This window comes from Gilliamella sp. wkB171 (genome assembly GCF_001693755.1).
Taxonomy (GTDB): Bacteria; Pseudomonadota; Gammaproteobacteria; order Enterobacterales; family Orbaceae; genus Gilliamella; species Gilliamella apicola_F.
Window position 1 is genome coordinate 20,112 of the sequence record NZ_LYST01000039.1, and the last position, 21,869, is coordinate 41,980.

The following is a 21,869-nucleotide window of genomic DNA, read 5'->3' on the forward strand; positions in this document are numbered from 1 at the left end:
ACGAGCTATGTATGATGAAAGTAAGTTATTTAGCAAGAACCGTGTTATCAATCGTTATCAGTTATCAAAATTGCATACATTTGAATCAGTGGCCCGACACCTATCCTTTTCATTAGCAGCAAAGGAGCTATATATCAGTCCGAGTGCTGTAAGCCATCAAATAAGCAAATTAGAAGAAGAGCTTTCGATTAAATTATTCCATCGATTTCATAGAAAAATTGCATTGACTCACGATGGTGAAAATTTATACACAGTCGTAAAAAATTCCCTTCATATCTTAAATCAAGAAATATTAGAAATTAAAAATCAAGAGATCTCAGGTACGCTTACTGTTTATTGTAGGCCGTCTTTTGCACAAGGTTGGTTAATACCCAAAATATCACAGTTTGTTTGCCGTTATCCTTATATATCGCTCAATATATTATCAGGAAATGAGATTATTAATTTTTCACGGCATCGCATTGATTTAGCTATTTATTATGACGATATTATTTATGATGAATTGGTTTGTGAACATTTATTTAATGAAACAATTATTCCAGTTTGTAGCCCTGATTATGCAAAACAAAAAAATTTAACTAATAAAGTTGAAAATTTAGATAAGTGCCTTTTACTGCATGATAATCAGGCTTGGGGTTATGATTCTAATTGTGATGAATGGATGGGGTGGGCTAATCATTATTCTTTGCCTTTTGATTTTAATGATATACCCAAAATAGATTTTGATCGTTCTGATCTTGCAACTACTGTCGCTGTTAATCATGGTGGTGTTGCTATGGGGCGACGGAAATTAATCGGCAAGTTACTTGAATCGGGTGAGCTTATTACACCTTTTCCTGAAATGGAAATGTTATGTAAACAGCGCTATTACATCTTACGAGCGCAAGCCAAATATAACCCCAAAGCAGATATCTTTATAAAATGGCTAAAAAGCCTAGTTTAATAAAGTAATGCTAGGCTAAAGGTAAGCGTTTAGGCTTCCCTTTAGTCTAAGTATATTATTTATTCCGTTTTAAATGTTTCAAATTGGATAGTGCGATGGATAGTAGAATAATAATGACACCAATCCATTGATTAAAATAGACCGATTCTTTTAAATAAAAATATGAACAGGTGACGGCAACAGGCAGTTCAGCTGCGGATAATATTGCACTTAATGAAATACCAATTTTGGGAATGCCAACAGAAAACAAAAACGGAGGTAATACGGTGCCTAGTAGTGCTAATAAAAATCCTAATTGATAAAGTTGATCATTCAAATTTAATTTAAAGAAGAATAAAGGTGGGAATATAATAAAGGTTATTATGCACGCTCCGGTTATCATCAAAGCACTTTTCTCTAATTTTGGTAATTCATTGCCAATATTACTGCTTGTACTGATAAATAGCGAATACATTAAGGCCGCTAAGAAACCAAAAAAACAGCCGGTTAAGTTCAAACGAATATCTTGATTAAATAGTCCAGCGGCTAGGCAGCTACCGGCTATAATGGTAATTACCGTTAAAATTTGAGTCGTAGTCGGTTTATTTTTGAAAATAACATAATCGATAATAATACTAATCCATAAATACTGCATTAATAGTATTATAGCAATAGATGCAGGAACGAGTTGAACACATTGATAATAGCAAATGCCAACTAAACCAGGGAAGATACCCACAGCACATACTTTCAATCTGTTAGTTTTGGGATTATGAGTTGTCGTTGCTGTACTTTTAGGTTTTAAGAATGTTTTAACTATTAAGTGAATAATCCATAATATTAGCATACCCAAAAAACATTGTACGCCAGTAACTTCACCAAGGGAGTAGCCAGCTTTATAAGCGGTTTTCACAATAGAGGAGAGCACACCAAAGCTGCACGCCCCTAAAAAAACTAATAAACCACCTAAAAATTTTTCTTTCATATTTAAATCTCATAACTTATATAAATTAATTTTGTAGCTAAAAAGCAAACGAAATAAGAGACCACAGGGTGGAGACCCTGTGTCACTTTTCATTTTTTAACATATTAGAATAACGAATACTAAGTGAATCAGAACAGAATGTAAGCTTGAATTATTAGCCCATTAGTTTGATTGTGGTAAGTTATTGCTTAACTGTTTCGTTTCTATTATGGTCATAGTTAAAGGTAAAGTAAAAAATAATTCCCAACACTAGTGCATAAGATGCAAATATTAACCATATTGTTTGCCAATCTCGACCAGTTGTGTAAGTGTATTCATCAACCACCATACCACTTAAGATTGAACCCAAATATGCACCAATTCCATTTACCATCGTCATAAAAAGCCCTTGTGCACTTGCTCGAATATTGGAATTAACTTCCTTTTCTATAAAAATTGATCCCGAAATATTAAAGAAATCAAATGCACAACCATAAACTATCATGGATAACAACAGTAAGACAAAACCAAATGGTGTTGGATCACCAAACGCAAATAAACCAAATCGGAGCGTCCAAGCTATCAGGCTTATCATGATTACTTTTTTTATTCCAAACTTTTTAAGAAAAAACGGAATAGTTAAAATAAATGCCACTTCTGCCATTTGTGATACGGATAATAATATCGCTGGATGCTGAACAATCAAACTGTCTGAAAATTCAGGAATTTTACCAAAGTCTTTTAAAAATGCCCCGCCGAAAGTATTAGTGATTTGTAGTATTGCGCCAAGTAACATCGCAAATAAAAAGAATACTGCCATGACGGGTTTTTTAAATAACACAAATGCATCAAGCCCTAAACGAGAAGACCAAGATTGTTGTTGGCTATGTTTTATTTCAATATTTGGTAACGTTGCGCTGTAGATCACTAATACGACTGATGCCGCACATGCCACATAAAGTTGTCCATTACTGGAATCTAACTTCAGTAGACTTATCATCCACATAGCAATAATAAAACCTACTGTACCAAACACCCGTATTTTAGGAAACACTTCGACAGTATTTAAGTTATTTTTATCTAAACACGCGTAACTAATTGAGTTAGATAGCGCAATAGTTGGCATGAAAGCCATTGCATTAGCAAACATCAACCAAAATAGTAAACTTGATGTCGTCACTGATGCAGCATAAAAAAGCGCAACAGCACAAATCGAGTGACACAGCATGTACAAATATTTTGCTTGAATAAATTTGTCAGCAATAATCCCTATAATACAGGGCATAATTAATGCGGCTAAGCCTTTAGTACTGAAGATCATACCTATTTCAGCACCAGAAAATTTTAGTGTATTAAAAAGATAAATACCTAAAGTCGTTAGCCAGCTTCCCCAAATAAAGTATTGGAAAAACATCATTATTTTTAATCTATTTTTTATGTTCATTATTTAAATCCTAAATAAATTGAACTGCTTATATAAAATTAAAAACTATGAACTAAAAACGTGCAATGGTTTTAGTAATGAGTTGTAAAAAAGTGGATTTTACACGTTCAGCGGTTTCAATCACTTCTTCATGGCCGAGTGGTTGATCTAAAATGCCACAAGCCATGTTAGTTAAACATGAAATGCCGATAGTTTTAATCCCTGAATGATGAGCAATAATTGCTTCAGGAACTGTTGACATACCAACTGCATCAGCTCCTAATGTACGGATCATTCTAATCTCTGCTGGAGTTTCGTAGGTTGGTCCTGTCCACCAAGCATAAACACCTTGTTGTAAAGTGATATTTAGCTCTTTAGCTACTTCGCTAACCGTTGCTCTTAATTGCTTGTTATAAACTTCACTGACATCCAAAAAGCGAACACCTAATTCAGGATTATTTGGACCCATTAATGGATTATTAGCGGTTAAATTAATGTGGTCAGTGATTATCATTAAATCACCTGGTTTAAAGCTAGTGTTGACTGCACCACAAGCATTGGTAATGATCAGTTTTTCAACGCCTAGCATTTTCATTACACGCACAGGGAAGGTAACTTGATCTAATGAAAAACCTTCATAGTAATGAAAACGACCTTTCATCGCGACAACAGTCTTATCACCACATTTACCAATCACTAATTCATTTGCATGACCAACAGCTGCTGATTTAGCAAAGTGTGGAATAGTGTCATAAGGAATGTGAACGGCATCTTCAAGAGTATCGGCAAAAGGACCTAAACCTGATCCAAGTATAATTCCGATTGTTGGTTTTTTGTCGGTTTGCTGTTGAATATAGTTTACTGCTTGTTGAATATCTGCTGTTTGATGCATGACTGTATCCTTTCAAATTGTAGTAGTCTTAATGATGAATAAAATGCAGTGATGTTAAATAATCACTTAAAACTTGCTTATATTTTTATCATGAATAAAAAATACGTATCTCAATTGTTCACATCGATCTAGTATGTCATAGAAAACGATGTGAATAATTGACTTTTTCTCAAAACGAGAAAACGATCACATAAAAAGAATATATAATAAAAACAACGTAGTTTTCATTTTTCAGGGTATATTATGATGATGTTCTGATAATAATGAAAGGGACTTTTTAGGTTTGGTTTAATTTTTTAAATTAAATTGCTATATTTAACTTTATTAATCAATGAATTATCTTGAAAATTAATTTAAAAAATTAAAATATAAAGATTACTTATGATACATTAAGTTTCAATTTGACAACCGTGTTTATCTTATAGAATTATTATTACTCGATGATCCGATTGCTATCGGTATAGATCACCCCTTTATCACCTCTAAAAAATCCAATCAAAGTCAGGTTACTTGTTTTGGCTTGATCAACTGCCATCGATGTAGCTGCTGAAACCGCACAGAGAATTTCGATGCCACAGATAGCTGCTTTTTGTACCATTTCATAACTAGCTCGACTTGAGACTAATATTATGCCTTTTATATCTGTTTTATTTTGAGCGAGGTATTTAGCGCGATAACCTAGTAGTTTATCTAACGCTACATGTCTACCGATATCCTCAAAACCTGCAATAAAATTACCATGTAAATCAAGCCAAACTGCTGCATGGGTGCAGCCTGTTTTCGCCCCAACTTGTTGCACTTGGTTTAGATAGGCTAGTGAATGCGCAAAATCTGATAACTGAATTTTGTCATTGGATGGCAAAGTTGGAAAAATTGAGCATACCTGTTCAAGTTGCTCTGTTCCACAGATACCACAACCAGTGCGACCGGTTAAATTACGACGTTTTTCTTTTAATTGATTGAAGCGTCTGGAAGATAATTCAATATGAACTTCTATCCCTTTTAATGAGTCGATAATATCAATCCCATAAATGTCATTAACCGATTCAATAATATTTTCAGTTAACGAAAAACCAATCGCAAAATACTCAAGATCTTTCGGCGTCGCCATCATAACTACATGAGAAATACCGTTATAAATTAATGCAATAGGTTTTTCTATGGCAATCGTATCAAATTGAGGATCGTTTAGCGTGCTATTGCTAAATTTTGTTACTAATACTGTGTTAATACCGTTAGTCATGGCTGGTCTCTGGCTGTTTATTTTTGAGCATTGCTTTAGATTTACATTGCTAATGTGAATAATCAGTAAAGCAATTTAGCTGCGTAATAAGATTCTGCCAATACATGATTAACACAATCTTAAACTTATATTATTATGGTAAAATGCATGAATCTAATCAATTAATAATTTACCTAATACAATTATGTCAATACATGAATTTACCTATGCAATAATGCAGTTTATTCAAGCTCATCAACTATGGGCATTGCCAATTATTTTTTTATTGGCATTCGGTGAATCTTTAGCCATTATTTCATTGATTGTGCCAGCAACAGCAATTTTATTGGGTGCAGGCGCTTTAATTGGTACTGGTGTTATCTCATTTATTCCGGTATTGATTGCTGCATCGCTAGGTGCTGTGATTGGTGATTGGCTCTCTTATTGGTTAGGTAAGCATTATCACAAACAAGTAATCTCTTCTTGGCCATTAAGTAAGTACCCAAAATTGGTTTATCGTTCTGAACAATTTTTTCAACGCTATGGCGCTTTAGGGGTTTTTGTTGGTCGATTTTTTGGACCATTTCGAGCAATAGTACCGTTAATTGCTGGCACAATGCATATGCCTGCAACTAAGTTTAATCTAGCCAATATCTCTTCTGCGCCAATTTGGGCATTTGTGTTATTAGCGCCAGGTGCATTTGGTGTACCTTGGTTAGAAACGCTTTTCGGTTAAAGCGTGCCAACTGTGTAGCTACGGCGTCCACTTTTACGACCAAGCGCTTCCAAATTGGTTTGTAATGGTGGAAATGGTAATTTTAAATCATGCTGACGATAAGCTTCTAAGATTAATTTATGAATTGCTGTTCGTAAAAGCATTCGATGCCCCATTTCGGCTGCAAACACACGCAGTTCAAATAATTGTATTCCTTCTTGAATATCGACTAAAAAGACTTGTGGTTCGGGATCGTTTAACACATATTCACATTCCATACAGGCTTGTTGTAATAGGTTTATTACCAAATCACTATCAGCATCAATAGTTGCAGGGATAGTTAACACAATACGGGTAATGGAGTCTGATAACGACCAGTTAACTAATTGCTCAGTGATAAAAGCTTTATTCGGCATGACGATTTCTTTGCGGTCCCAGTCAACAATTGTAATTGCACGCGTGTTAATTTTAGTGATATTGCCGGTTAAATCACGAATAGTGACGGTATCCCCGATTCTGACCGGTTTTTCAAATAAAATGATTAAGCCAGAAATAAAGTTAGCAAAAATTTCTTGTAGACCAAAACCTAAACCAACACCTAATGCAGCAATAAGCCATTGTATTTTTGACCAATCAATCCCAATAAATGAAAATGCAATCATACAACCGATCATTAAAATAATATATTTAGAAATTGTTGAGATAGCATAACCGGTGCCCGGTGCTAAATCTAAATGTTGTAAAATTCCTAATTCGAGTAATGCTGGTAGGTTTTTAACGGCTTGCACGGTGATTGTCATGACTAAAATGGCAATACATACCGCGCCAAGGGTAATATATTGTTCGATTTCAACGCCATTGACAATGGTGCTTGTGCCCCAAAGTTTTATATTATTCATGAAGGCAAATGCCGAATGTAGTTCAGACCATAGCAATATCATACTAATTAAAGCAATCAGCATAATAATCGATCTAACTAATTGTAACGATTGTGCACTAATAACATCTAAGTTGATGACTGGTTCATCGACACCTTCATTCACCGATGTTAACTCTTCTTCGTGTCCTTTCGCGCGTTGCATGCGCTCTAATCGGCGTTGTTTGTCTCGTTCAAATTCAATACGACGTTTTTGGATCCACATCCAACGTCGAATCATAAAATAGATAACTAATAAACCAAACCAGATAATAACTGATGCTTCAAGTCGACCTAATAATACTTGTGCTGTAGATAAATAACCTAAACAAGCCGCAATAATAGCTAACCAAGGCGCACTTAATAAAATAAACCAAAGAATGTGACTTAATAAGTTATCGCCAGATCCTTTTTTATCAATATAAAGAGGAACGCCGGCTCGATGGATTGATTTAGTCATAAATACTAAAGCAAAGCAAAGAATAATGAAGGCTGTTCGTCCTATGGTGGCTGCAAATTGGCGGTTGTTAAACTGATCAAAACTCATGACAATCATAACAAGCGGAATTACTACCCAAACCGAAAGTTGATAGTATTTCATTGCTTCTCGTACACTTGATTTGGACCAGCCAAAATGGGTAATAAATAGACCATTTTGTTCTGCAAAATGTGCAGTAATAATAAAGACCCATAAAATAGGCGCAGCAGCATTTACCCCATAACCCAGCGCTACTGCGACAGGGTAGTCCCAGTTAATTTGCAGCGCATACCCAAAAACAGCCCATAAAATAGGTACAGGCAGCGCCATAATTAGCGAATAGATAATTACTTTTAATGTTAAAGAATAACTATCTTGCGTTACTTTACCTACGCGTGAGGCGGATTTGTTTAAAAATGCGTAATATTTTGTGCGCATTTTAAAGTGGGTAACCACAAATAGCATCGCTAAAATCAATAAAAATAATGGCTTAGGTGTTGTTAATACTTCACAACTGGCATTATATAGCTGAGTTAAGGTATCGATTGAAAAAATGACATACACAACATCTTTGGCCAAATTAACCGGGAATTTAAGTGAAATTGGGTTAACATCAGCCACCCAGAAAAAATAGCGGTGTGCCGCGTCATTGACTTCGTCAATTGCATTGGTTAATTGTTTATTTGAAATTTTTAATTTCGTTAATTCTAAAATAGTGGTATCAGTACCCGAAATTAATGTTTTAAGTAATTCGCTTTGTTCGCGTAACAAGCGTCGGTACTGTGTAGCGAGTTTTACACTATTAAGTGGGCTACTTAAAGTTGGATAGTTGTCTAATGCGGTTAGCGTATTGGAGTAATTAAGCTGTTGGACTTTTGCTTCGGCGATTTCGGCATCAAGCGGTTGAGACTTGGGTTTTTCTGGTAAACGTAGTAGCTGTTGGCGAAGGGTTTCGCCAAGCGCGGTTGAAAAACTTAACCATTCACCTTGTTCAGCCAGTGTCGCTAACGTATTTTGTACATGTGAAATCTGCGTGGTAATGTTATTTTGTTCATTAATGATGCTGGTTAAATGCGATTTTTGGAACTCCATATTTTGACGAAGTTCATCGTTTTTATCACTTAACTGATTCACAACTTGTGATAGCTCTTCTTCATTATCAATAGTTAAAATTGCTTGTTCAGCAAACGTTAATGAAGATAACAGCAATAATACACAACAGCAAAAACCACGCATCCACATAATGTTAGATCCTTTCAGCTAGCTTTTGACCAACGCGCGTTATGTCACCAACTTTAAGATGACTATCAAATGCAATAGCATTTGATGCAAACAAGGTAATGACAGTTGAGCCTAATTTAAAACAGCCCATATCTTGTCCTTTAGTTAATTTCACTTCGCCAGCATAGGTCCAACGTTTCATAATACCTTCGCGAGGAGGAGTGATACAGCCTTCCCATTCTACTTCAATACTACCAACAATCGTTGCACCGATTAAAATTTGTGCCATCGGTCCAAATTCGGTTTCAAATAGACAGATAACGCGCTCATTACGCGCAAAAATATTCGGTATACTTTCGGTTGTTGCTTTACTGACTGAGAACAATGAACCAGGCACATAAATCATTTCACGTAAAATGCCATCACAAGGCATATGAAAGCGATGGTAATTTTGAGGTGATAAGTAAGTTGTAGCATAAGCGCCATCTTTAAAAAACTTGATCATATCAGGATGGCATGCCAATAATGATTCTAAAGAATAAAAATGCCCTTTAGCTTGTAACAATAAATTATCTTGAACGACACCAAATTGGCTTATCACACCATCGGCAGGCATGACAATAGAATTAGCCGCTGAATCGATAGGACGGGCATCGTCTTTTAGCTCACGAGCAAAAAAATCATTGAAAGTTTTATATTCTTTTACATCACTAATTTTTGCTTCACTTAAATCAACTTTATACAGTTTACTAAAGCCTAAAATCATCCATGTTGTCACTTTCCCTAAATGTTTATTAGCAATCCAACCAAATATTAGGGTTAATAGCTGTTTAGGTAGTAAATATTGAATAATTGCTTTTAACTGATTAAACATAGGTTACTCTCAAATTATTTTTATAAACACGTCATTATACCAATAATTATTAAGAATGTATAAAACCAACATAAATCGATAATTTGTGCGGTAGATCACACTGAGTTTTAAAATTTTGCCAATATGGTTAATACAATGGCAATCAATTGAAAGTATTTATGTTATACGTTATCTACACTCTACCCATTAGCAATAATGGGGATAGTGATAATGGCTGATAGATATATTGCCGCAATAGATTTAGGTGCTTCAAGTGGGCGGGTAATGTTGTCTTGTTATCAAGCGGACAATCAACATTTAACCCTGAAAGAAGTGCATCGATTTAAGAATGATTTTAAATCACTAGATGCCAATTTTTGTTGGGATCTTGATTATTTAGAGCACGAAATCATTACCGGTTTAAACAAAATTATTCAGCAAAGTATTAAGCTTGATAGTATCGGCATTGATACTTGGGGCGTGGATTATGTACTGCTTGATAAACATGGACAAGTCGTTGGCCCGACTTATGCTTACCGCGATCATCGTACCGATAATGTTATGTCACAAGTTCAATCAGAGCTTGGAATCGAAAACATCTACCAAAAAACCGGTATTCAATTTTTAACCTTTAATACCCTTTATCAACTTAAAGCCATGATGAGGGACAATCCAACTTTGTTATCACAAGTCACGGATTGGGTGATGATACCGGATTATTTAATTTATCGATTGACTGGTAAGTTAAACCGTGAATATACCAATGCAACAACAACACAACTGGTTAATGTGACAACACGTGATTGGGATCAGCAATTGCTCGATTACTTAGGTGTGCCGCGGAAATGGTTTGGCGATATTACCATGCCCGGTAATAAAGTCGGTTATTGGCAAAGTCCGAATGGCGAACAAATTCCAGTTATTGCTATAGCCAGCCACGATACCGCTAGTGCAGTGATTGCCGCTCCCATAACAGATAAACAAAGTGCTTATTTGTGTTCAGGGACTTGGTCATTAATGGGCATCGAGTCAAATCATCCATTTACCGAAGTTCAAGCTCTAAACGCTAACATCACCAATGAAGGTGGGGTAGAAGGGCATTATCGCGTCTTAAAAAACATTATGGGTTTATGGCTATTTCAGCGTGTTTGCATAGAACATAACATCCCTAACATTAGTCACATTATTGAATTAGCAAAGCAAGAACAATCCTTTGCTTATGTGATTAATCCTAATGATGACAGGTTTTTAAATCCCGCGTCCATGACCGAAACCATAAAACAGGTCTGCCGTGAAAAATATGAACATGCTCCTGAACGTTTATCACAATTAGTGCGCTGTATATTTGATAGTTTAGCCACTTTATATCGTGATGTAATTGCAGAATTATCCCTACTTATCAAGCAACCAATTAATACCTTACATATTGTTGGTGGTGGTTGCCAAAATACTTTTCTCAATCAGTTATGTGCCGATCTTTGTCATATCAACGTGACCGCAGGTCCTGTTGAATCGTCAGCCTTAGGTAATGTCGGATACCAATTAATTTCGTTAGGGGATATCGATGATGTTAAGACGTTAAGACAGATTATCTCGCACAATTTTGATACCCAATATTATTATCCACAAAATAGTTAATTAAAAAATTTACCCAATTTATTAAGGAGTTACTAATGAGTACAGTTGAAAATGCTTATCAAAGTGCTAAAGCAAGATTTGCCGAAATAGAGGTAGATACCGATGCAGCTTTAGCTAAAATGGCTAAATTACCAATTTCAGTCCATTGCTGGCAAGGTGATGATGTTACAGGTTTTGAAACACAAGAAGGTGAGTTAACAGGCGGTATACAGGCGACAGGTAATTATCCAGGCAAAGCACGCAATGCAAGTGAACTTAGGGCCGATTTAGATAAAGCGTTTAGCTTAATCCCGGGTCCAAAACGGTTAAATTTACATGCGTCATATTTAGAAGCTGATCACAAAGTTGATCGTAATGAAGTAAAACCGGAACACTTTGCGAATTGGGTGAGCTGGGCTAAAAAGCAGCACATTGGTTTAGATTTTAATCCAACTTATTTTTCTCACCCATTAAGTAATGAAGGCACGTTAACGCATGTTGATGCAAAAATTCGCCAATTTTGGATTGAACATGGTAAAGCGTGTCGTAAAGTATCTGAATATTTTGGTAAAGAGTTAGGTACACCCTCAGTAATGAACATTTGGTTACCTGATGGCATGAAAGATATTACCGTCGATAAATTTGCACCAAGACAACGTTTATTAGAATCGTTGGATGAAATTATCAGTGAAAAAATCGATCCTAAATATCATATTGATGCAGTAGAAAGTAAATTATTTGGTATTGGACTTGAATCTTATACTGCTGGTTCAAATGAATTTTATCTCGCTTATGCTACATCACGTAAAACTGCACTCTGTTTAGATGCGGGGCATTTCCACCCAACAGAAGTCATTTCAGACAAAATTTCTGCCGTTATGCCATTTGTTGAACACCTATTACTGCATGTAAGCCGCCCTGTACGTTGGGATAGTGATCACGTCGTACTTTTCGATGATGAAACCCAAAATATTGCCAGTGAAATCATTCGTAATAATTTATTTGATCGAGTTCATATCGGCTTGGACTTTTTTGATGCATCAATCAACCGTATCGCGGCTTGGGTAATTGGTACACGCAACATGAAAAAATGCCTATTAAAAGCGTTATTAGAACCTACAGCGCAACTCAAACAATTTGAACGTGAACGAGACTTTACTTCCCGACTAGCATTACTCGAAGAACAAAAATCCTTACCTTGGCAAGCAGTTTGGGATAAATATTGCCAACAAAATGGCGTGCCAGTAGGACGTGCTTGGCTTGATGAAGTTCGTCAATATGAACAACAAGTATTAACTCAACGATAATGAGGTGAAAACAATGCAACAGATTCTATCTTCTTGGTTTGTGCAAGGCATGATCAAAGCAACGTACGACATGTGGTTAAAAGGTTGGGATGAACGTAATGGCGGTAACGTAAGCTTACGATTATTAGACACCGATGTCACTTCATTTCAAGGTGACTTTTATGCTAATCCACGGCACGTATCATTAACACAAGATGTGACTAAGTTAGCCAATCAATACTTTATTGTGACAGGCTCTGGAAAATTTTTCCGAAATGTCATTTTAGATCCCGCTGATACCTTAGCTATTGTCAAAATCGATGAGCAGGGTAAGGGCTACTATATTATGTGGGGGTTGATTAATGGTGGTTTACCCACTTCTGAGCTAGCCGCTCACTTACAGTCTCACATCGTTCGAATGGAAAAAAGTCAAGGTAAAGATCGCGTGATCATGCATTGTCATGCAACCAATTTAATTGCATTAACTTATGTTTTAGAACTCGATACCGCAGTTATTACCCGTTTACTATGGGAAATGAGCACCGAATGCTTGGTGGTTTTTCCTGATGGAGTAGGTGTTGTGCCTTGGATGGTGCCAGGCAAAGATGAAATTGGTTATGCCACAGCACAACAAATGGCAAAACATACATTGGTTTTATGGGCTTTTCATGGTGTTTTCGGTACTGGTCCTACATTGGATGAAGCCTTTGGGCTTATTGATACAGCAGAAAAATCAGCAGAAGTATTAGTTAAAGTTTTATCAATGGGTGGTAAACGACAAACTATTACAACCGAGCAATTTAGACTGTTGGCACAGCGCTTTGATGTCAATCCAATTGAAGAAGCATTAAAACCTTAGTTAGGTTTAGCTCAGAATATATTAAATTATATTCTAAACATATAAGGACACATATATGGGTAGTTCAATTATTTTAGGTATTTTTTGGCACTTTGTCGGTGCTACATCGGCCGCTTGCTTTTATGCACCATTGAAAAAAGTCAAAAATTGGTCATGGGAAACAATGTGGTCAATCGCGGGTATTTTTTCATGGATTATTTTGCCTTGGTCTATAAGTTACTGTTTATTGCCTGATTTTTGGGGATATTATGGTAGTTTCAGTTCAGATATATTAATTCCTGTTTTTCTATTTGGTGCAATGTGGGGAATTGGTAATGTCGGCTATGGACTGACTATGCGCTATTTGGGTATGTCCATGGGAATAGGTATTGCAATTGGCATTACCTTAATTGTTGGTACGTTAATGACGCCGATATTACAAGGTAAATTTGGTGAACTTGTCGCTTCAACGGGCGGCAAAATGACACTACTAGGCGTAGTTGTCGCTGTTATTGGGGTAGCCATTGTTACTTATGCGGGACTTTTAAAAGAAAAAACATTAGGCGTACAGGTAGCGGATTTTAATCTACGCAAAGGACTATTGTTAGCGGTAATGTGTGGGATTTTTTCTGCTGGTATGTCTTTTGCCATGAGCGCCGCAGTACCTATGCATACTAAGGCTGCTGAATTAGGTGTTTCTCATCTGTATGTTGCGTTACCTAGTTATGTAGTCATCATGGGTGGTGGCGCGATAGTTAATCTTGGTTTTTGTATTTCCCGCCTCTGTTTTAAAAAAGAACTGTCATTCAAACAAGATATCTCGGTTGCTAAATCGTTACTCATTAGCAATGCATTGTTTGCCATTTTGGGCGGTGCAATGTGGTATTTTCAATTCTTCTTTTATGCATGGGGCCATGCCAATATCCCAGCAGAGTATGGCTTTATGAGTTGGATGTTACATATGAGCTTTTATGTGCTCTGTGGTGGTATTGTTGGTTTAGTTTTAAAAGAGTGGTTTGGAACCGGGAAAAAACCAGTAAAAGTATTATGTATAGGTTGCTTAGTTATTATTTTGGCTGCCAATATCGTTGGTTTAGGCATGGCAAATTAATTGAAAGGAAAACAGATTATGGCTTATAGAATGATTTTAAATGAAACCTCTTATTTTGGTGCAGGGTCAATCCAACATATCGTTGATGAAATTAAAAAACGTGGTTTTAAAAAAGCATTGGTGGTTACTGACAAAGATCTAATCAAATTCAAAGTAGCAACAAAAGTAACAAAATTATTAGATGACAATGGTTTTGCTTATCAAATATTTGATGAAGTCATGCCAAATCCAACTATCGGAATTGTTAAAAAAGGGGTAGAAATTTTTAAACAGTCAGGTGCTGATTATTTAATCGCTATCGGTGGCGGATCTCCGCAAGATACGGCCAAAGCCATTGGTATCATTATTAATAATCCTGAATTTGCTGATGTGCGAAGCTTAGAAGGCGTTGCACCAACTAAAAAACCTGCGGTTCCAACGATAGCCATCCCAACAACAGCAGGTACCGCAGCTGAAGTGACTATTAACTACGTCATTACCGATGAAGAGAAAAAACGCAAATTTGTCTGTGTTGACCCTCATGATATTCCGGCTGTTGCAATCATAGATTCAGATATGATGACAAGCATGCCAGCGAGTTTAAAAGCGGCAACTGGGGTAGATGCGCTAACACATGCCATAGAGGGTTATATTACTAAAGGTGCTTGGGAACTATCAGACATGTTCCATCTTAAAGCAATAGAAGTTATATCTCGTTCATTACGTGACTCAGTAAAAGGGATTGCAAAAGGTTCAGAAGACATGGCATTAGGCCAATATATTGCTGGTATGGGTTTTTCAAATGTGGGATTAGGTTTAGTTCATGGAATGGCACACCCGCTTGGTGCTTTTTATAGTACACCGCATGGTGTTGCTAATGCCGTATTGCTACCGCATATCATGGATTACAATGCCGAATTTACTGGTGATAAATATCGTGATATTGCTAAAGCAATGGGGGTGGCAGACACTGAAAAAATGACAATAACGCAGGCCAGACAGGCTGCTGTTGATGCAGTAAAACAGCTTAACAAAGATGTCGGTATTCCAGCAACATTGAAAGATATTGGCGTTAAACTCGAAGACATTCCAGCACTAGCACAAGCTGCCTTTGATGATGTTTGTACCGGTGGTAATCCACGTGAAACTAATGTTCACGAAATTGAACAACTTTATCAGGCTATTTATTAATGATAAGTTGCTGATTTAAAATTATGAAATAGGTCAATATTATATCGACCTATTTCATAGGTGATGCTTAATAAGAAGGAATGATTATGTTAAGAAAAGCTTCAATCATGCAGGTTAATCCTGATAAACATGCGGAATATAAAAAACGACACGATGAAATTTTCCCAGAATTAGTGAAAGAGTTAAAAGCACATGGTGCACATAATTATTCGATTTTTCTCGATCCAAAGCGCAATCTTTTATTTGCTTACGTTGAAATTGAATCAGAAGATCGTTGGGATGCTATTGCCAATACGGCTGCTTGCAAAAAATGGTGGGCATTTATGCAAGATATCATGCCAAGTAATGCTGATAACAGCCCAATAAGTGAAGCGCTTTTACCTGTGTTTTATCTTGAATAAAAATGGACTCTCTTTTATAAAATTAAAAGAGAGTCTCTACCTTCATTAACGTTTATTGGTTTTATTGCTAAATTTTGCTCGATATTGTGACGGTGTCTGCTTGGTTTCTTTTTTAAATACGACTGAAAAATAGTTACTATCATCATAACCACATTCAGCCGAAATCATACTAATTGAGTATGGCGTGTTACGCAGTAATGACATCGCTGTACACAAGCGCCGCTTTTGTAGATATTCATTAATTGTCATGCCCGTTTGAGTTTTAAATAAACGGCTTAGTGATCTTGCAGCAATATGATTTTGCTTACAAAATATGTCTAAATTAAATGGCGTGGCTATGCTATTGTGCAGTACGGTAAATAATAAATCCAATTGATGAGTTGCGGTTGGTGATTGAGTATTAGGCATTTGTTTAATACGATCTAATAAAATGACTAACTGTAAAAATAGCGCTTCGGCCAGATGCACGGATGCTAAATTATTTTTTTTTGATTCAATCGCGATCTGTTCAATTAAAGGGGAGACCATTTTAATTAAAGAAGGTTTAATGCGCCAGCCTCGCTCGGTGTGCTTGGCATTTTGTTTTGGCAAATATTGTTCAATGATTGATGATAAAAATAGAGCATCTCGTAAATATAAAATATTGTCGAGTTTTAGATTATTTACCGATTCATAACCATGAATATCTTTAGGGTTAATATATAAAATATCACCACTAGTGATTGGATAAATATAATCATTCCAGTGATGTAATCCATTACCCGAACAGACAATGACAATTTCATGAAAGTCGTGGTCATGCAAAGGAAAGGGTTGTTGATGATCTCTTTTTTCGACAGTAACAGTATTAATATCTGCAATAAAATAATCTTGTCTAAATAAATGCAAATAGTGATTCATAAGCTGTTCCTGACGTATATATTTACCTATTAATGATAACGTTTATCTGGACAAGTACGTAATTCTTGTGGTCCAAAAGTAAACTCCTGTTTAAAACAAGTCGAAAAATAAGCACTATCATTAAATCCACATTCTTGCGCAATGTCTGTGATGGATTTATCTGTCTGAATTAATTGTGTATAGGCATCAGCCAAACGTAATTTTATAAGGTATTTTTGCGGAGTTGTGCCTAATTGATCTTTTACATGACGATGAAAAGAACGTAATGATAATGAAAATTGCTCGGTTACCTTATGCCAATCAATCGGTTCTTTAAAATGGAATTGTAGATAGCGTAATAGCTGTTTAACGCGGTTATCACTGGTGCCCGTACCTTGATTTACATATTGATTTTGTTTGAATAATAGTAATAATTGTAAAAAAAGGCTTTCTTGAAAAGCATTGCTTTGCACTGATACTTGATTCAATTGCGCTAAAATGATGTGTATATTTTTGTCACAATTTTTATCAAAAAAGAAGTGAGATTGGCACAAATCTTGATTCGGAATCAATTCATTAATACCATTGATGAAATGAAAGTTGTCAGGATCTCTAAATAAAATATTTGTTAAATGTAAATTGTTCACGTTTTCGTATAAATGGCAATCACTAGCGTGAATATAAAACATCATACCCGGATAAAGATCGAATAATCGACCGTTTAAAATATGCTTGCCATAACCTTTTGTGACAATGACTATTTCATTAAAATTATGCGTATGTTCAGGATACACAGGTTGGGGCTCTCGCGGCTCTATAGTGATATTTTGCTGACTAGAAGCAAAAAAATCTTTATCGAGTAACTTCTGTATCATGCGCGATCCTCACTTTATTGCAAATCACTTTAGCCTTATTCTAAAAAGGAAAAGTGTATCTGACCTTTAAAATTCGGACATGGTAAATCTTTTTTTGGCTGTAATTTATAGTAACTTAAGACTTTTTATTAAAATTGTGCGAAGACTCACATTTTTATGATGAGAATTTTATAAATTCAATGGGTAAAGTTTACTTACTCTATAACCGTTTTTTGTTACAGAGTATTATGTAAAGTTAGGTTGTTATTTTCTATTTTTACGTTCATCTTATGGCTTAATACTAAAACTTTTTTATAAAGTTTTTTGAAATGTATATTGTTGGCAAAACTACATAACAAGACAATTTCGTTAATAGTCATCTTACTTACTCGTATTTTTAGCTTTGTAAATAATAATTTTAAACGCTTAATATACTGTTTGGATGTTAAGGTTGAGGCCTGTTTGATATGGCGACAATCTATATAAAGTGGCAGCGCTGTTTAGTCAATATTAAACTTGATTAAGTAAACATTGATTACAATAGCAATAGAAAGCATTTGGAATAATATTGGCTTTGGTTATATTTACGCCGATAACGATATACAAACCTTTTACAGCAAGTTATAGCGAAGAAAGTAAAATTTATGCTAAAGGCATAATATAAATTACATACTATTAATGCATCATATTCAATTGCTAATGTGATGGATATGAACAATTTTAATCTTTACTTAGGCAGTTACAAATCACAGCTAAAATGCAATGCAAAATAGGGTGCCGATAACCGTTATTGTGGAATATTACGCTTTAAATATTTTTTCTAAACTTAATTTATTAATTAAACCAGATAATTTTTAATATCTGGTTTTACGCTGAATGACACAATAATATTATTGCGCTAACTATTGCTATAGTGCAGTACACATAATCTATTATTCGTTCATCTTATAATTTGTTATGTTTATTAAAATAACATCAGTAGTAATGTTAGGGCATGTTAGATAAAAAATATCAAATTATTGATGATAAACACTGGAATCAATATGCTAATTGACCATTTCATATAACCAAAAAAGCTTGGCATATTAATTTGGTGTTGTGTTGCTATACTTTTAACCATAAAGTTAGGTGCGTTGCCTATGTAGCTAAGTGCTCCCATAAACACCGATCCCATTGATATAGCTAATAGTGTTTTTGCCATGGTGGTCATTAACGTCATGGCATCGCCTGATGCTAGATTGAAAAACACCAAATAAGTTGGTGCATTGTCTAAAAAGCCCGAAAGTAATCCCGCAAACCAAAAATACAAACTATTAATTGGCTCAAGATGGTCGTTGTTAACGAACGTTACAATTGCCGATAAAGCGCCATTACTGCCCGCGCGTAAAATAGTTAATACCGGTACAATCGTAATAAATATACCAATAAACAATTTGCCAACTTCAATAATTGGATCCCAATTAAACTCATTACCTGCACGAACTTGTTTTGGTGTAATCATGACAGATGTAACTGTGATGAGTAACAATAACAGATCTCGCACCAGATCAGGTAGGCCAATTGAGGTTGCTAAAATAGTAAAAGTGATTGAAGACTGCCAAATTCCCGACATCAATACACAAATAATAATGGCTACCAATAAAAAAATGTTGGTAATACCGTAGAGTTTAAACAGTTGAGTAGGTTTAGTCTCTATCTTTGACGATTGACCATATTGCTGGCGAAAGTAATAATTGTCGATAATATAAAAAATTATTAATAATAAAATCGTCGTCAATAATACCGGACAAAGCATATGCTTAACAGTCCAAAAAAAATCAACCCCTTTTAAAAAACCAATAAATAACGGTGGATCACCTAATGGTGTTAATCCACCGCCAATGTTAGCAACGAGAAAGATGAAAAAAATAATAATATGAACAGATTGATTACGGTGACGATTAGCTCTAATTAAAGGACGAATCATTAACATTGCCGCACCTGTAGTGCCCATAATTGAGGCTAATATCGTGCCGACTGCTAACAATACAACATTCAATTTAGGCGTACTAATAATATCACTTTTAATCAAAACCCCACCCGATACGGTATACAGGGCAAGTAGTAAAACGATAAAAGGGATATACTCTTCTAATATTGCATGAGCGGTTAGATTGACGGTGGTTTGCATGCCGAATGAATAAATGGCAGCAACTATAAACAGTGTTGTCCAAAAAATAATAATTTTGCCGTAGTGATAGTGCCATAATCGCGCTAAAAATAGTGGACATAATGCAATCGAAAGCAAAATACCAATAAAAGGTACAGCCCAAACTAAGCTTAACTGTTCACCGTTAAATTCGGAAGCATAGAGCTCAAAAGAGCTAAATAGCAATATGATAAAAGGTACACAGAATAATTTGAATGGGATTCTCATGGCATTTCCATTTGGATTAAAAGTTGAAAATTATAACAAATAACAACGCTTTTTCGAATGGAATGAATTAAGTCATTCTTGAGTATATTAATAACTAGCTTTGATTAAATTCATATCATTCAATCAACATTAAAGTTAATCATAATACTGGACTTATTGAAGCTATTAACGTTTAGTTATTCATAAATTACGATCATTAACCATAGAACAAAACTGTAAAACAGTGAAAAGTAATGTGCTTCAAGTAGCAAAAATAGCCCTGGCGGTGAATAAACTGTAAGTTATATTCAATTTTATCGTTGATGGTAAAGTGAGTAAACCAAACATTTTAATACAAAAGTGACTAATGAATTTAGTGACGAGCTCAAATTAGCCGACTCTATAATTAATCAGTTTTATTATAATTTGTTGGATAACAAAATAACTTGCGTCAATAAAATGGTGATTAGATACCACTCAATCATTTTAGACTAGTTGTATTTGTTTGAAATATTATGATGAGGGGGGAATGTTTTAGCTGGTAACAGCAAAACCATAGATGGTGATGGTAATTATTTTTTCTGATACCTGTCGCAATTATCAAGCAAGTGAATGGATATTCAAAGTAAGCTAGGTTCAGTTTTTTACTTTTCCTTATTATGCGTAAAACCTTTATAATAGACAGTCTTTTTATTGTTGGATAAAACATGCAAAAACAGTCGAACTTAGCAAACAAAACTGCTTTACATCAACGTAATAAACATCGCCAAGGTTATGACTTTTTGGCGCTATGCGAAACGTTACCTGATTTCACACCGTACGTTAAACCAAATCAATACAATAATTTATCGATCGATTTTGCTGATCCAATGGCAGTTAAATTGCTAAATAAAGCATTGTTATTACATTATTATCAACTGAGCAATTGGGATATTCCCAGCGAGTATCTTTGCCCACCCATTCCTGGCCGAGCAGATTATATTCATTATCTAGCCGACTTACTTGCTTATGATAACAACGATAAGATCCCTGTAGGTAAGCAGATCCGTGTTCTTGATATTGGTGTAGGGGCAAATGTAATTTACCCCATTATTGGTCGAGCTGAATATAATTGGTCATTTGTGGGGAGTGATATTAACCCAATCTCAATCAAAGCCGCAAAGCTTATCATTCAGTCTAACCCATTATTAAATGGTTTTATTGATTGTCGATTACAACGTGATACCTCAGCAATTTTTAGACAAATTATAAAGCCGAAAGAATTTTTTATGTTAACTATGTGTAATCCACCTTTTCATGATTCGGCACAAGCAGCACTGGCGAGTAACCAAACTAAGCTCAAAAAGTTAGGTAAATTGCAGTATTCAAAATCTAATCCTGCACTCAATTTTGGTGGTCAGCAGACCGAATTATGGTGCAAAGGGGGGGAAAGTGCTCTTATCACCAATATGATCAAAGAAAGCACACAATATAAACAGCAATGCTTATGGTTTACTTCGCTGGTTTCTAAAAAAGAGTCACTCAAAGTGCTTAACAAGCAATTAATCACAGTTAAACCTGCTGAAGTCAAAATTATTCCAATGGCGCAAGGGCAAAAGAGTAGTCGTTTTATTGCATGGAGTTTTTTCCATCAAGATAAAAGGCGAGAGATTATCAAAAATCATCAGGGAAACAGTGAGGGTATAAAACAAACATCTGTTTCTTAACAGATT

The 21,869-nt window shown here is 35.4% G+C and carries 18 protein-coding genes and 1 pseudogene; 10 read left to right on the forward strand and 9 right to left on the reverse strand.

The features are described from left to right. Positions 1-7: 7 nt before the first annotated feature. The gene (gene dsdC, locus A9G03_RS05125; protein ID WP_065632915.1) at positions 8-943 is read left to right on the forward strand and encodes a DNA-binding transcriptional regulator DsdC; all 936 of its coding nucleotides are present in this window, start codon (positions 8-10) and stop codon (positions 941-943) included. A gap of 55 nt (positions 944-998) precedes the next feature. Here the strand turns inward: dsdC and A9G03_RS05130 are convergent, their stop codons facing one another. The 4 genes from A9G03_RS05130 to fdhD all read right to left on the reverse strand — a co-directional run bounded on the left by A9G03_RS05130 (position 999) and on the right by fdhD (position 5,444). Next, on the reverse strand, positions 999-1,907 hold the full coding sequence (locus A9G03_RS05130) for an EamA family transporter (RefSeq protein WP_065798596.1): 909 nt from the start codon (positions 1,905-1,907) through the stop codon (positions 999-1,001). A 181-nt stretch (positions 1,908-2,088) separates the two neighbouring features. Beyond that, complete coding sequence (locus A9G03_RS05135) at positions 2,089-3,330, reverse strand: nucleoside permease (protein ID WP_065798597.1); 1,242 nt, start codon at positions 3,328-3,330, stop codon at positions 2,089-2,091. 52 nt (positions 3,331-3,382) lie between these two features. Further along, positions 3,383-4,201 carry a purine-nucleoside phosphorylase gene (locus A9G03_RS05140; protein ID WP_065632918.1) on the reverse strand — a complete coding sequence of 273 codons (819 nt, stop codon included), beginning with the start codon at positions 4,199-4,201 and terminating at the stop codon, positions 3,383-3,385. Between the two features lie 433 nt (positions 4,202-4,634). Then, complete coding sequence (gene fdhD, locus A9G03_RS05145; protein ID WP_065798598.1) at positions 4,635-5,444, reverse strand: formate dehydrogenase accessory sulfurtransferase FdhD; 810 nt, start codon at positions 5,442-5,444, stop codon at positions 4,635-4,637. Positions 5,445-5,628: 184 nt separating this feature from the next. Between fdhD and A9G03_RS05150 the strand changes: the two genes are divergently transcribed. Continuing rightward, a complete protein-coding gene (locus A9G03_RS05150; protein WP_065798599.1) occupies positions 5,629-6,159 on the forward strand; it encodes a DedA family protein in 531 nt (176 codons plus the stop codon). Here the strand turns inward: A9G03_RS05150 and mscM are convergent. Further along, on the reverse strand, positions 6,156-8,774 hold the full coding sequence (mscM, locus tag A9G03_RS05155) for a miniconductance mechanosensitive channel MscM (protein WP_065633659.1): 2,619 nt from the start codon (positions 8,772-8,774) through the stop codon (positions 6,156-6,158). The two genes, A9G03_RS05150 and mscM, sit on opposite strands and share 4 nt — an antisense overlap. Positions 8,775-8,778: 4 nt before the next feature. Beyond that, on the reverse strand, positions 8,779-9,627 hold the full coding sequence (gene asd, locus A9G03_RS05160; protein ID WP_065798600.1) for an archaetidylserine decarboxylase: 849 nt from the start codon (positions 9,625-9,627) through the stop codon (positions 8,779-8,781). Between the two features lie 210 nt (positions 9,628-9,837). Between asd and rhaB the strand changes: the two genes are divergently transcribed. The 6 genes from rhaB (at position 9,838) to rhaM (ending at position 16,029) form a co-directional block, all read left to right on the forward strand. After that, the gene (gene rhaB, locus A9G03_RS05165; protein WP_065798601.1) at positions 9,838-11,244 is read left to right on the forward strand and encodes a rhamnulokinase; all 1,407 of its coding nucleotides are present in this window, start codon (positions 9,838-9,840) and stop codon (positions 11,242-11,244) included. 35 nt (positions 11,245-11,279) lie between these two features. Continuing rightward, positions 11,280-12,530, forward strand: coding sequence for an L-rhamnose isomerase (locus A9G03_RS05170; RefSeq protein ID WP_065798602.1), 1,251 nt, complete (start codon positions 11,280-11,282; stop codon positions 12,528-12,530). Between the two features lie 13 nt (positions 12,531-12,543). After that, positions 12,544-13,368, forward strand: a complete 825-nt coding sequence (gene rhaD / locus A9G03_RS05175; protein WP_065798603.1) for a rhamnulose-1-phosphate aldolase — start codon at positions 12,544-12,546, stop codon at positions 13,366-13,368. 55 nt (positions 13,369-13,423) lie between these two features. Next, on the forward strand, positions 13,424-14,458 hold the full coding sequence (gene rhaT, locus A9G03_RS05180; protein WP_065633664.1) for an L-rhamnose/proton symporter RhaT: 1,035 nt from the start codon (positions 13,424-13,426) through the stop codon (positions 14,456-14,458). An 18-nt stretch (positions 14,459-14,476) separates the two neighbouring features. After that, positions 14,477-15,628, forward strand: coding sequence for a lactaldehyde reductase (gene fucO, locus A9G03_RS05185; protein ID WP_065798604.1), 1,152 nt, complete (start codon positions 14,477-14,479; stop codon positions 15,626-15,628). A gap of 86 nt (positions 15,629-15,714) precedes the next feature. After that, positions 15,715-16,029 carry an L-rhamnose mutarotase gene (rhaM, locus tag A9G03_RS05190; RefSeq protein ID WP_065633666.1) on the forward strand — a complete coding sequence of 105 codons (315 nt, stop codon included), beginning with the start codon at positions 15,715-15,717 and terminating at the stop codon, positions 16,027-16,029. A gap of 45 nt (positions 16,030-16,074) precedes the next feature. On the opposite strand, the gene A9G03_RS05195 is transcribed toward rhaM, so the two are convergent. Further along, a complete protein-coding gene (locus A9G03_RS05195) occupies positions 16,075-16,929 on the reverse strand; it encodes a helix-turn-helix domain-containing protein (protein WP_065798605.1) in 855 nt (284 codons plus the stop codon). A gap of 29 nt (positions 16,930-16,958) precedes the next feature. After that, the gene (gene rhaS / locus A9G03_RS05200) at positions 16,959-17,783 is read right to left on the reverse strand and encodes an HTH-type transcriptional activator RhaS (protein ID WP_065633668.1); all 825 of its coding nucleotides are present in this window, start codon (positions 17,781-17,783) and stop codon (positions 16,959-16,961) included. 650 nt (positions 17,784-18,433) lie between these two features. Here rhaS and A9G03_RS12765 point away from each other — a divergent pair. Then, positions 18,434-18,535, forward strand: a pseudogene (locus A9G03_RS12765) (carbohydrate porin); the annotation flags it as partial. A gap of 224 nt (positions 18,536-18,759) precedes the next feature. Here A9G03_RS12765 and A9G03_RS05205 read toward each other — a convergent pair. Then, on the reverse strand, positions 18,760-20,178 hold the full coding sequence (locus A9G03_RS05205; RefSeq protein WP_082209404.1) for a sodium:proton antiporter: 1,419 nt from the start codon (positions 20,176-20,178) through the stop codon (positions 18,760-18,762). Positions 20,179-20,864: 686 nt separating this feature from the next. On the opposite strand from A9G03_RS05205, the gene rlmF reads away from it, so the two are divergent. Then, entirely contained in the window at positions 20,865-21,863 is a 999-nt protein-coding gene (gene rlmF, locus A9G03_RS05210; RefSeq protein ID WP_065798606.1) for a 23S rRNA (adenine(1618)-N(6))-methyltransferase RlmF, read from the forward strand. Positions 21,864-21,869 lie beyond the last annotated feature (6 nt).

Coding starts and splice junctions, on each gene's coding strand:
- dsdC (WP_065632915.1), top strand. CDS start 8: ATGTATGATGAAAGTAAGTTATTTAGCAAGAACCGTGTTATCAATCGT.
- A9G03_RS05130 (WP_065798596.1), bottom strand. CDS start 1,907: ATGAAAGAAAAATTTTTAGGTGGTTTATTAGTTTTTTTAGGGGCGTGC.
- A9G03_RS05135 (WP_065798597.1), bottom strand. CDS start 3,330: ATGAACATAAAAAATAGATTAAAAATAATGATGTTTTTCCAATACTTT.
- A9G03_RS05140 (WP_065632918.1), bottom strand. CDS start 4,201: ATGCATCAAACAGCAGATATTCAACAAGCAGTAAACTATATTCAACAG.
- fdhD (WP_065798598.1), bottom strand. CDS start 5,444: ATGACTAACGGTATTAACACAGTATTAGTAACAAAATTTAGCAATAGC.
- A9G03_RS05150 (WP_065798599.1), top strand. CDS start 5,629: ATGTCAATACATGAATTTACCTATGCAATAATGCAGTTTATTCAAGCT.
- mscM (WP_065633659.1), bottom strand. CDS start 8,774: ATGTGGATGCGTGGTTTTTGCTGTTGTGTATTATTGCTGTTATCTTCA.
- asd (WP_065798600.1), bottom strand. CDS start 9,627: ATGTTTAATCAGTTAAAAGCAATTATTCAATATTTACTACCTAAACAG.
- rhaB (WP_065798601.1), top strand. CDS start 9,838: ATGGCTGATAGATATATTGCCGCAATAGATTTAGGTGCTTCAAGTGGG.
- A9G03_RS05170 (WP_065798602.1), top strand. CDS start 11,280: ATGAGTACAGTTGAAAATGCTTATCAAAGTGCTAAAGCAAGATTTGCC.
- rhaD (WP_065798603.1), top strand. CDS start 12,544: ATGCAACAGATTCTATCTTCTTGGTTTGTGCAAGGCATGATCAAAGCA.
- rhaT (WP_065633664.1), top strand. CDS start 13,424: ATGGGTAGTTCAATTATTTTAGGTATTTTTTGGCACTTTGTCGGTGCT.
- fucO (WP_065798604.1), top strand. CDS start 14,477: ATGGCTTATAGAATGATTTTAAATGAAACCTCTTATTTTGGTGCAGGG.
- rhaM (WP_065633666.1), top strand. CDS start 15,715: ATGTTAAGAAAAGCTTCAATCATGCAGGTTAATCCTGATAAACATGCG.
- A9G03_RS05195 (WP_065798605.1), bottom strand. CDS start 16,929: ATGAATCACTATTTGCATTTATTTAGACAAGATTATTTTATTGCAGAT.
- rhaS (WP_065633668.1), bottom strand. CDS start 17,783: ATGATACAGAAGTTACTCGATAAAGATTTTTTTGCTTCTAGTCAGCAA.
- A9G03_RS05205 (WP_082209404.1), bottom strand. CDS start 20,178: ATGAGAATCCCATTCAAATTATTCTGTGTACCTTTTATCATATTGCTA.
- rlmF (WP_065798606.1), top strand. CDS start 20,865: ATGCAAAAACAGTCGAACTTAGCAAACAAAACTGCTTTACATCAACGT.